Below are 10,471 nucleotides of genomic sequence, written 5' to 3'. Positions count from 1 at the left end.
GAACCCGCCCCTGCCGCACCGCCGCAGTAGGCAAACGCCGTAGGACAAAAGCTGTCCTCGCCGGACGGGCAGGCTCCGGGATGACCAAGAACCGCGGCCGTCTCACCTTCCCGAGGTGGGCCGCGTGGTGGTCATCCCATCGCCTGATTGAGGCCTATCACTTTGAGCCGGGCCCGCAAGCCTGCGCTGTCTTCTCGCGCTGCGCTCTGTGTTGCGGGCCCGGCTCAAAGTGATTTCACGGCCTCAGGCGACGGGATGACCACCCCGCTCCTTTATTGGGGTCAGCGGACCGCGTCCAGGGCGTCTACCAGGCCGTGGCCGTAGTACGAATTGTTCTTCGCCGGGCCCGTGCACTCCGTTTCCGTGGCCGTGCACTTCACCGCGTCCGCCTCGCCTTCCAGCACGCGGGCCAGGAGCTGTGGCGGGATGCCCCGGAAGCGCGACGCGATCAGCGCCGCCACGCCTGCCGCGTGCGGGGATGCCATCGATGTGCCGCACTTCGAGCCGTACTGGCCTCCGACCACCGTTGACAGCGGGCACGACGGGCCCGCGCCGTCCGGTGGGATCTGGACGAAGTCGCCGCCCGGGGCCGTCACGTCGATCTCGCCGTAGTTGCTGAAGCTCGACTTCGTGCCCGCGTAGCCGACCGCCGACACCTTCACGACGCCGTCGATCGCCTTCGGGAGGATGCCGCACGTCGAATCGACCGGGTGGGGGCGGTTGGGGTCCGTTGTCTGCTTGGTCGTGTCGAAACCGGAGTTGCCCGCCGCCGCCACGTTCAGGACGCCTCGGTGCGTTGAGAACTCCACCGCGCGGCGGACCGCTTCGAACGCCGCCGCGTCGCCCGGCTGCTTCGGGCAGTAGAACATGCCCGGGTCGATGTAGTAGCTGTTGTTCGTCACCGCGAACCCGTGCTCGGCCGCCCAGACGAACCCGCAGACCGCCGACTCCGGGAAGATGTAGCCGGCGTCGTTGACGACCTTCACCGAGGCCAGCCGCACGCCCGGCGCGATGCCCGTGAAGCCCGCCGCCTTGTCCTTGCCGGCGATCGTGCCCGCCACGTGCGTGCCGTGGTCCGACGTCGTCGGCGCCCACGAGGCCGGTGTCCGGTCCGGTGCCCCCGTGATGCAGCCCGCCGAAGCGGCCGGGTCGACCGCCGCCTTCAGTGCCGGGTGCGTCGCCTCGATGCCCGAGTCGAGCACGCCGACCGTCACCGCGCGGCTGCCCTGGTAGATCTTGTTCGCTTCGGGCGCGTGGATCGCCTTCATGTCCCACTGCTGCGCGGACAGGTCACCCGCGGCGGCGACGGAGCGCGTGTCCTCCAGCGTCCGCACCGCACCCAGCGAGCGGGCCGAGGCGGCGGCGCCCTGGGAAGCCACGTCCTTGCCGCCCGAGTAGGCCCGGTAGACGCCGATCTTCTGCTGGAAGTCCGCGTTGCGCGAGCTCGCGATCGCGACGCCGATCGGGGCGTAGTAGGCGACCTTCGTCCCGCACTTGGCCGCCAGCTCCTTGTCGACGGCCGACGCACGGGTGCCCGGCTGGTACGTCACGACGTAGGTGTACGGCGTACTCGTCGTGTCGCAGGCGGCCGGCGCGGCCTCGGCGGCCGGGGCCGCCGCGAACAGGCCGCCCCCGACGGCCAGCACGAGCGGGGCCGCCATTCGGCGTAAACGGGACATTCCACCTCCAGGGTCTGTGGCGTCAACCTAAACCGGCCCCGGAGGCCGCGCCACCGACCAAAGTCAGGAGGAGACGCGCGAAGTGGCGCGCACGCCACGCCAGCCGAGCACGCCGATGATCGTGCCGAGCACGAACGACACGACCGTCAGCACGGCGTGCACCACGAAGTACGCCGTCGGCGAGCCGTCGGGGGTCCAGGCCCGGTCGCTGTCCCACAGGTTCTTGGCGAAGGTGATCCAGATGATCCACGACCACACACCGAAGGCCAGCAGGAACAGCGAGGTGCCGCGTGAAATGCGCATGCCCCTGAGTATGCGACGCGGGCCGCGGCGCTAGATTGCGTGGGTGCACTCTGTTGTCTCCCGGTCGCTCAAGGTCTTCACGACGACGCTCGCCGCCGCCCTCCTGGCCTTGAGCACCCCGGCGCTGGCCGCCGCCGCGGCGCAGCAGGGCCAGTGCGCGAACCGCCAGGCTCCGCCGCCGCCGGTCGACACGTCGGAGAAGCCCGCGCCGGGCAAGCCGGCCCCGGCGCCGCTGGCCGTGCCCGCGGTCCCGGTCGGCGGCAACCGGATGGCCGAGTGCGGCCTGGTCACCCCGCAGGGCGCGCTCAACCCGCCGGACGGCAACACCGCGGCGTCGTGGCTGGTGCAGGACCTCGACACCGGCGCGGTCGTCGCGGCGAAGGACCCGCACGCGCGGCAGCGGCCCGCGTCGCTGATCAAGACGCTGCTCGCGCTGGTCGTCGTCACCCAGCTGGACCCGCAGCAGACGATCGTCGCGACGAAGGAGGACGCGGAGCAGGAGTGCACCTGCGTCGGCCTCGTCGCCGGCGGCCAGTACACCGTCGACCAGCTGCTGCACGGCCTGCTGATGCACTCGGGCAACGACGTCGCGCACGCGTTCGCCACGGCGCTCGGCGGGGCCGACTCCGCGGTGGCGAAGATGAACGCGCTGGCCGCGAAGATCGGCGCGCTGGACACGCGCGCCGCGACACCGTCGGGCCTGGACGGGCCGGGCATGTCGACCTCGGCCTACGACCTCAGCCTGATCTTCAACTACGCGATGAAGCAGCCGGAGTTCGCCAAGGTCGTCGGGACGAAGAACTTCGAGTTCCCGCCGGCCGGCGGCAAGCCGGCCATCCCGATCTTCAACGACAACAAGCTGCTCGGCGTCTACCCCGGTTTCCTCGGTGGCAAGACCGGCTTCACCGACGACGCGCGCCACACCTACGTCGGCGCGGCGCAGCGCAAGGGCAAGCGCCTCGCGGTCGTCATGCTGCGGGCGGAGCAGAAGCCGACCAAGGTGGTCGACCAGGCGGCGAAGCTGCTCGACTACGGCTTCGCGCTGGAGGACGACCGCGCCGTGCCGGTCGGCCAGATCACCTACCAGCCGCCCGCCGCGGCCCCGTCGAACGGCGATCCGTCCGTGCTCGCCGACGGCGGCACCGGCAACGGCGGCACGTCGGCGGCCGCGCCGGCGGCGAAGGAAGACCCGTTCGGCGTCACCGGCTGGATCCTCACGCTGGTGGTGTTCCTGATCATCCTCGGCGGGTTCGTGGTCGGGCACCAGCGCAAGAAGGCCGCGAGCTAGCGGAACCCGGGCCCCGGCTCCGGGGTCACCCGATCGGTGGCGATCGCGCCGCCGCAGTGCGCGCAGGCCACGAACGTCCCGGCGATCTCGCCGCAGTCGTCGTGCCGCAGGAGGATCGGCGGTCCCTCCGGTCCGGCGAGGTGCTTGTCGCCCCACTGCATGAGCGTGACGACGGCGCCGAAGAGGTCCCGCCCGGCGGCGGTCAGCACGTACTCCGGCACCGGGTCGACGCGCTCGAGCACGCCGGCGTCGACGAGGGTCTTCAGCCGCGCGGACAACGTCGGGCGCGGGATGGCCAGGTTGCGCGCGAACTCGCCGTAGCGGCGCACGCCGAAGAAGGTCTCGCGCAGGATGAGCAGGCTCCACCGCTCGCCGACCAGGTCGAGCGCGCGGCTGACGGAGTCCGCCGTGAACCGGTGGCCGATCACAGCTGTTCCGTCCGGGCCGGGACCCCCAGCAGGAGCTTGCCGGGAAGTTCGTAGCTGGCCGGGTTGACCTGGAAGTGCGCGGTCGCGGTGTGCGCGTCGCGGAACCGGCGCTGCAGCGGCGAAGTCTCGTAGATCGCCGCGCCGCCGCCGAGGTCGTACATGCTTCCGGCGACCTTCGCCGCCGTGCGGGTCACGTGCGTCGCGGCCAGCCGGAGGCCCAGCTTGAGCGCGTCCGGCACCGGTTCGGTGCCCTGCGCGGCCTGCCAGGCGTCGTCGACGCTGCTGTAGAACAGCAGCCGCGCGGCGCGCAGGGCCGCCTCGGCCTCGGCGACGGCGGCCTGGGTCGCCGACCGCTCGGCCAGCGACCGGCTGGAGCCGAGCGGTTTGCGCGCCGAGGCGAGCTCGACGAGGTCGTCGATCGCGCCGCGCGCGTTGCCCAGCGCGGCGGCCGCGACCGACAGCGCGAAGAAGCCGAAGAGCGGAAACCGGTGCAGCGCAACGGCTTCCGCGGGCGGGCCGGCCATCACCGAGAAGACGCGGTGCTCCGGGACGAACAGTTCGCCGGCGACGCAGTCGTGGCTGCCGGTCCCGCGCAGGCCGTTGGTGTGCCACGTGTCGAGCACTTCGATCTCGGCCTTCGGCAACGCGGCGACGTAGAGCGCTTTCTCGTGCACGAACCCGGCGAAGAGCCAGTCGGCGTGCGGGATGCCGCTGCAGAACGCCCACCGGCCGGAGACGACGTACCCGCCGTCGACCTTCTTGCCGGTACCGCGCGGCGCCCAGACGCCGGCGGCGACCGTGCGCGGGTCTCCGAAGACCTCCTCGGCGCACTTCCGCGGGGCGTAGGCCGAAAGCAGGCTGCTCGTCACGGCGATCGAGACGCACCAGCCGGCCGAGGCGTCCCCGCGCGCGACCGTCTCGGCGGTTTCGAGGCTGACGGCCGGCGGGGCTTCGGGACCGCCGAGGTAGCCGGGGACGCCGGTGCGGAACAGCTGGGCGCCGGTCAGCTTGGCGACCAGCTCGGGCGGCAACGCCCGCTCCCGCTCGGTGACGGGCGCGAGGGTCTTGGCGAGGTCGGCACACTCGCGGGCGGCGTCAAGCAGCACGAAACCCCTCCGGTTCAGATTTCTTACCGGTTCAGTTTCTTTACCAGACGGCCGGCTGTCAAGACTTGCGGCGGCCACCCAGCCACGCCAGCAGCGCGCCGGCACCGAAGGCGCTCGCGACGGTGCCGAGCCCCGGCCCGCGCTGCACGGTGACGCTCTGCTCGAGCCGCACCGGCGGCGGCGGCGCGATGACCTTGCGTTCGTTCTCCTTCGCGGTGGCCGTCCACGCGGTGATGAGCAGCAGGAAGCGCGAAACGAGGTTCGCGAACACGAGCAGACCGATGACGGGCCCGAACAGCGCGGCCGACGGCGACTTCGTGACACTGGCCAGGTAGAGCGACCCGACCTGCTGCAGGATGACGAACCCGACGGCGGCGACCACGGCGCCCTTGACGGCACTGCGCAGCGCGACCTGCTCCCGGGGCAGCCGGGCGATGACCCAGATGAAGACGAGGGTGTTCGCGGCCAGTCCGAGCACGATGGTGGCCCCGCGAAGCAGGACGATCGCCCAGGTCGCGTGTTCGAGCCCGACGAGTTCGAGCAGGAACTGCCCGACCCCGCCACCGACCGCGGTCAGCGCGAAGGAGACAACGAGCGCGACACCGAGCCCGATCAGCGCGACGAGGTCTTTGAGCGTCTGCTTGACGAGCGGCTGCGGCTGCTTTTCCTGGCCCCACTGGGCGGTGAGCGCGTCCCGCAGGTTCGACATCCAGCCGATGCCGGAGTAGAGGGCGATGAGCAGACCGAAGATCCCGATCCCGCCACCGGAGTCGAGCGCGCCCTTGACGATGCCGTTGACGAGGTCCTTGAGGCCTTCGGGCACGGAGCTGTTGATGCCGTCGGTGATCTTCGTGATGATCGTCTGATCGTGGTTGACGACCAGCCCGACCACGGCGAAGGCCACCATGAACAGCGGGAAGACGGAAAGAACACTGAAGTAGGTGATGGCGGCGGCGTAGTGGTTGCCGTACCGCTCGGTGAAGGCGTCGTTGGCCCGGATGAGGTGATCGAGCCACGGGTACTTCCGCCGCAGCCGCGGCAGGAGCTTTTCCTTCTCTTCGTTCGCCACCGTGAAACGCTAACCACGCTTGGTGAACCCCGCAACGCGAGCGGTTCACCTGGGGGAGGTGTCCTCTTGACGGGGCCGCCGGTGGCTGTCCACAGGGGTGGCCGGTTGGGGATGAGCCGCTCGTTTCCGGCCACGGAAACCGGGTTCGTCGGTGGGCGCCGATAGACTGGACTTGGGCACGCCCCCAGGGAGGGCGGGGAGTTTTCGGGTCTCCGCCCCGCCCTGCCACCGGTCAACTCACCGTGGTGCCGACGCTGTGTCGGCGAAGGACAGCAGCAGCGCTCAGCATCATCGTGACCAGCAGCAGCACCATCGGCAGCGCGGCCCGGTTCACGTGAGGGAGGTCAGCAGCACCGCCGGCAGAGCGGCCCCGGCTCAGGTGAGCGCAGCCAGTAAGGCGGGGTAGGCGTCCGCCGCGGTGATGACCGGCGTGCGGCGGCTTGCGGCGAACGCGGCGACCGCCTCGTAAGCCTGATCCAGCTCCGGTTCCGTCAGCGGAGCCGCGACTTCGACCTCCGACGAACCGCGGGCAGCGAAGCGGCGCCGGACCACCTCGCGCCCCGGCAGCAACACCACCTCGTGGAAGCTCGCCCCGCATTCGCTCGCCAGCGCTTCGAGGCGTTCGGGAAAGCCCGCGCGAACCACCAGCTGCGGCACCACCACGTCATGCCCCGCGCCGAGGTGCGTGCGCGCGGCCGCCACCGCGATGTCCCGCGCCAGCAGACCGGCTTCGCCCGGGGACGCACGCCGACCGCCGATCATGGCGCGGATGCGGTCCACGTCCAGGGCCAGTGCCGGTGGGTGGCTGTCGGCGTAGCGCCGGGCGAGCGTCGACTTGCCGCTGCCCGGCGGGCCGTTGAGCAGGATGAGCTTCACCGCACCGGTGGCAGGAACCCGATTCGCTCGTAGGTCTTCGCGAGCGTCTTCGACGCCACCTCGCGGGCACGTTCGGCGCCCGCGGCGAGGACCTTGTCCAGCTCCGCCACATCGTCCAAATAGGACTTCGCGCGGTCCTGGATCGGGGTCACCCACTCGATGAACACCTCACCGAGGTCCTTCTTCAGGTCGCCGTAGCCCTTGCCCTCGTACGCCGCTTCGAGGTCCGGGATCGTGCGGTCGGTCAGGGCCGAGTAGATCGTCAGCAGGTTCGAGACGCCCGCCTTGTTCTCGGCGTCGAACTTGACCTCGCGGCCCGTGTCGGTGACCGCCGAGCGGATCTTCTTCGCCGAGCGCTTCGGGTCTTCGAGCAGCTCGATGATCCCGTTGACGTTCGACGCCGACTTGCTCATCTTGGCCGTCGGTTCCTGCAGGTCGTAGATCTTCGCCGTGTCCTTGATGATGTACGGCTCCGGCACCACGAACGTCTTGCCCAGCCGGTTGTTGAAGCGCTGCGCGAGGTCGCGCGTCAGCTCCAGGTGCTGGCGCTGGTCCTCACCGACCGGGACGGCGTCCGCCCGGTACAGCAGGATGTCCGCCGCCTGCAGGACCGGGTACGTGAACAGGCCGACACTGGAGCGGTCGGAGCCCTGCTTCGCCGACTTGTCCTTGAACTGCGTCATCCGGCCGGCCTCGCCGAAGCCGGTCTGGCACTCCAGCACCCAGCTCAGCTGGGCGTGCTCCGGGACGTGGCTCTGCACGAACAGGGCGCTGCGCTGCGGGTCGATGCCGATGGCGAGCAGCTGAGCGGCCGAGACGCGGGTGCGCTGCCGCAGCACCTTCGGGTCCTGCTCGACGGTGATCGCGTGCAGGTCGACCACGCTGTAGAACGTCTCGTGCGTGTCCTGCAGCTTCACCCACTGGCGCAGCGCACCGAGGTAGTTGCCGAGGTGGAACGAGTCGGCGGTGGGCTGGATCCCGGACAGGACCCGCGGGCGGCGCTCTGCTGCGACGGTCTGCTCTTCGGACACGTCAGGATTCTTCCAGGCCGGGACGAGCGACGGGCGCCGAGGGCCCTCAGGCGTTCGGGCGCGGCGTGAGGAACGGCCGCGTCGGCGTCATGTCGGGCTCGCCGAGGACGGCTTCGGCCATCGCCGTGACCGGGTCGGGAACTTCCGGCACGGCGGGGGCCGCTTCGGCCAGGCGCGTCTTGCGGCGCTGGCGCAGCACACCCAGCGTCATACCGATGATGCCGAGCGCGACGGCGACCACCCCGACGGGGCCGAGCACCCCGAAGCTCGCGGCGTTGGTGTCGGCCTGCGCTGTCGTCGTGACGTCGGCGAACGCGCTGCCGCCGCCGGCCAGGAGCAGGCCGGCCGGGACGAGCGCGACCACCACGGCCACGCGGAAACCGCGCAGGGTGGACCGCAACAGGGTTCGACCTGGGTTGCGCACCGGAGTGCCTCCCGCGAGTAACGCTCACCCATCCGAGTGAGGCGTTGCGTGCTACTGGTCAGAAAACTACCGAGCGTGTCAAGACCTGCCGGTTCTGATCAACTCGGAAGCGAGGGTAGCCCTCATCTACTAAGACGCTCCGAGCAGCCCCGGCGTTCACTCGGGTGGCACGACTACTACATGGAGTAGAGCGGAGCCGGAGCGTGGCCATTTCGGGTGTCACCCGTCCTGTTCGAGAACCTTCACCCGTTCGAGCGAGCTAGCGGGGAAAGTCGATGTCGTAGGTCGCGGTGACCGGCGCGTGGTCGGACCAGCGCTGGTCGTAGGCGGCGGCCCGTTCGACCACGACGTCGACGACCTTCTCGGCGAGGCCGGGCGTCGCGAGCTGGCAGTCGATGCGCCAGCCGGAGTCGTTGTCGAAGGCCTGGCCGCGGTAGGACCACCAGGTGTACGGGCCGGGTCCTTCGGGATCGAGCCGGCGCTGGACGTCGGTGTAGCCGGCCTCGGTGTAGACGCGGCCGAGCCAGGCGCGTTCTTCGGGCAGGAAGCCGGAGTTCTTGCGGTTGCCGCGCCAGTTCTTGAGGTCGACGGTGTCGTAGGCGATGTTCCAGTCCCCCACGACCACGGCCTCCCGCCCCGCCGCAGCGGCCTTCGCCCGCAGTTCGGCGAGGTAGGGCAGGAACGCGGTCATGAAGCGTTCCTTTTCGTCCTGCCGTTCGGTGCCGACGTCCCCGCTGGGCAGGTAGAGGCTCGCGACGACGACGTTCGGCAGGTGCACCTCGAGGTACCGCCCGCTGTCCTCGAATTCGGGCTCCCCGAAGCCGATCCGGACCTCTTCGGGTTCGACCCGGCTGTAGATGGCGACGCCGTTGCGGCCCTTCGCGGCCGAAGGCGCGTGCACGGAGAACCACCCGTCGGGGTCGACAACGGCGGCGGGCAGCTGACTGGCTTCGGCCCGCACCTCCTGGCAGGCGACGACGTCGGCCTTCGTGGCGGCGAGCCACTCGACGAAGCCTTTTTTGGCGGCGGCGCGGAGGCCGTTGACGTTCACGGTGGAGACGGTCAGCACGCCGTGCACGCTACCGACCGGCGAGCCGGCGCCTCGGGGCCGGGCGTAGCGGGTCCCGAAAACCGGTGCGGGGAGCCGGGCTCGCTCTGCCAGACTGCCGCGCATGGGCGAAGCAGGCAGCCGGTTGACGGTGCTGGGGAGCTGCGGCGCGTGGCCGGAGCCCGGCCGCGCCTGCGCCGGATTCCTGCTCGCGCACAACGGTTTCCGCGTGGTCCTCGACCTGGGGTACGGCGCCGCACCGCGCCTGTTCACGCACTGCCGCGACGGGTTGCCCGACGCGGTCGTCGTGACGCACGAGCACCCCGACCACTGCGCGGACGTGAGCGCGTTCGGGCGGGCGTGGCACTACACCGTCCAGGCCGGCACGCCCACGGCACGGCTGCCGCTGCACTGCACGCCCGGCACGGTCCGCCGGCTCGAGGCGATGGAGCCTCGGCCGCACCCGGAGACGCTGTTCGAGGTGCACGATCTGGCCGAGCCGGCCGACGTCGGACCGTTCCGCATGACGCCGTACCCGCTCCCGCACCACCAGCCGAACTTCGGCGTGCGCCTCACGGCACCCGGGCTGACGGTGGCGTACACCGGCGACACGGGACCGTCGCCCCTGCTGGCCGAGCTCGGCCGCGACGCCGACCTGTTCATCTGCGACGCCACCCTCCGCACCCCACCGCCGGAGGGAGAGCCCCGCTACCTGATGACGGCGGCCGAGGCGGGCCACTGGGCCCAGAGGGCGGCCGCCCGCCGGCTCCTGCTCACCCACTTCTGGCCGGGCACCGACCGCCCCGCGGCAGCCGAGGAGGCCCGCGCCGAGTTCGGTGGCGAGGTGCTCGTGGCGGACGAGGACTCTGTGATCGAGCTCTGACGCCCGCTGGAGGCGGTGGCGGCCGGTCCGGCGCCGACGGGTCGGCTCCGATGGCAGGCTCGCACCGCTCAGGAGCGGCGCGATGCTCGACCACCGCGAGCCCGAGCGCACCCAGGGAACGGACCGGCCGCTCGATGGCCACTCCGAGCACGCCCCGCTGCGCGCCTATCCAGGCTCCCGGCAGGCCCTCCGAGCGGCCCACCGCACGCCCGTCCAAGCTCCCGGCGGCTCACCCGGGCAGGCCCACCGCACGCCCGTCCAAGCTCCCGGCGGCTCACCCGGGCAGGCCCACCGCACGCCCGTCCAAGCTCCCGGCGGCTCACCCGGGCAGGCCCA

Annotated in this window: 12 protein-coding genes; 3 read left to right on the top strand and 9 right to left on the bottom strand. The window is 71.2% G+C overall.

Annotated features, from left to right (window positions below; genetic code table 11):
- Positions 1–281: 281 nt before the first annotated feature.
- A complete protein-coding gene (locus AB0M30_RS46560; RefSeq protein WP_364598872.1) occupies positions 282–1,679 on the bottom strand; it encodes a S8 family serine peptidase in 1,398 nt (465 codons plus the stop codon).
- Positions 1,680–1,742: 63 nt separating this feature from the next.
- Positions 1,743–1,982 carry an SCO4848 family membrane protein gene (locus AB0M30_RS46555; RefSeq protein ID WP_103340941.1) on the bottom strand — a complete coding sequence of 80 codons (240 nt, stop codon included), beginning with the start codon at positions 1,980–1,982 and terminating at the stop codon, positions 1,743–1,745.
- Positions 1,983–2,025: 43 nt separating this feature from the next.
- Here AB0M30_RS46555 and AB0M30_RS46550 point away from each other — a divergent pair, with 43 nt between their 5' ends.
- Positions 2,026–3,270, top strand: coding sequence for a D-alanyl-D-alanine carboxypeptidase family protein (locus AB0M30_RS46550; RefSeq protein ID WP_364598869.1), 1,245 nt, complete (start codon positions 2,026–2,028; stop codon positions 3,268–3,270).
- Here the strand turns inward: AB0M30_RS46550 and AB0M30_RS46545 are convergent.
- The 7 genes from AB0M30_RS46545 to AB0M30_RS46515 form a co-directional block, all read right to left on the bottom strand.
- Positions 3,267–3,698 carry a helix-turn-helix domain-containing protein gene (locus AB0M30_RS46545; RefSeq protein WP_364598866.1) on the bottom strand — a complete coding sequence of 144 codons (432 nt, stop codon included), beginning with the start codon at positions 3,696–3,698 and terminating at the stop codon, positions 3,267–3,269. The genes AB0M30_RS46550 and AB0M30_RS46545 overlap by 4 nt on opposite strands.
- Positions 3,695–4,804 carry an acyl-CoA dehydrogenase family protein gene (locus AB0M30_RS46540; RefSeq protein WP_364598864.1) on the bottom strand — a complete coding sequence of 370 codons (1,110 nt, stop codon included), beginning with the start codon at positions 4,802–4,804 and terminating at the stop codon, positions 3,695–3,697. Before AB0M30_RS46540 ends, AB0M30_RS46545 begins: the two co-directional genes overlap by 4 nt.
- A 58-nt stretch (positions 4,805–4,862) precedes the next feature.
- The gene (gene yhjD / locus AB0M30_RS46535; RefSeq protein WP_364598862.1) at positions 4,863–5,873 is read right to left on the bottom strand and encodes an inner membrane protein YhjD; all 1,011 of its coding nucleotides are present in this window, start codon (positions 5,871–5,873) and stop codon (positions 4,863–4,865) included.
- Positions 5,874–6,248: 375 nt separating this feature from the next.
- Positions 6,249–6,749, bottom strand: a complete 501-nt coding sequence (locus tag AB0M30_RS46530; RefSeq protein ID WP_364598860.1) for an ATP-binding protein — start codon at positions 6,747–6,749, stop codon at positions 6,249–6,251.
- The gene (trpS, locus tag AB0M30_RS46525) at positions 6,746–7,780 is read right to left on the bottom strand and encodes a tryptophan--tRNA ligase (RefSeq protein ID WP_364598857.1); all 1,035 of its coding nucleotides are present in this window, start codon (positions 7,778–7,780) and stop codon (positions 6,746–6,748) included. Before trpS ends, AB0M30_RS46530 begins: the two co-directional genes overlap by 4 nt.
- 46 nt (positions 7,781–7,826) lie before the next feature.
- Positions 7,827–8,180, bottom strand: a complete 354-nt coding sequence (locus AB0M30_RS46520) for a hypothetical protein (protein ID WP_364598854.1) — start codon at positions 8,178–8,180, stop codon at positions 7,827–7,829.
- Between the two features lie 283 nt (positions 8,181–8,463).
- A complete protein-coding gene (locus AB0M30_RS46515; protein WP_364598851.1) occupies positions 8,464–9,282 on the bottom strand; it encodes an exodeoxyribonuclease III in 819 nt (272 codons plus the stop codon).
- A gap of 94 nt (positions 9,283–9,376) precedes the next feature.
- On the opposite strand from AB0M30_RS46515, the gene AB0M30_RS46510 reads away from it, so the two are divergent.
- Together AB0M30_RS46510 and AB0M30_RS46505 are read left to right on the top strand one after the other, a co-directional pair.
- Positions 9,377–10,135, top strand: a complete 759-nt coding sequence (locus AB0M30_RS46510; protein WP_364598848.1) for an MBL fold metallo-hydrolase — start codon at positions 9,377–9,379, stop codon at positions 10,133–10,135.
- 82 nt (positions 10,136–10,217) lie between these two features.
- Positions 10,218–10,471: hypothetical protein (locus tag AB0M30_RS46505; RefSeq protein WP_364598845.1), on the top strand; the 254-nt coding region annotated here is incomplete at its 3' end.

It is taken from the genome of Amycolatopsis sp. NPDC051716, assembly GCF_040681595.1.
Lineage (GTDB): Bacteria > Actinomycetota > Actinomycetes > Mycobacteriales > Pseudonocardiaceae > Amycolatopsis.
Note: the sequence above shows the minus strand (reverse complement) of the source record. Positions and strands in the feature narration are given on the sequence as shown.

Bases quoted from the DNA above. Each gene is read 5' to 3' on its own strand.
- AB0M30_RS46555 (WP_103340941.1), bottom strand. From the start codon at position 1,982: ATGCGCATTTCACGCGGCACCTCGCTGTTCCTGCTGGCCTTCGGTGTG.
- AB0M30_RS46560 (WP_364598872.1), bottom strand. From the start codon at position 1,679: ATGTCCCGTTTACGCCGAATGGCGGCCCCGCTCGTGCTGGCCGTCGGG.
- AB0M30_RS46510 (WP_364598848.1), top strand. From the start codon at position 9,377: ATGGGCGAAGCAGGCAGCCGGTTGACGGTGCTGGGGAGCTGCGGCGCG.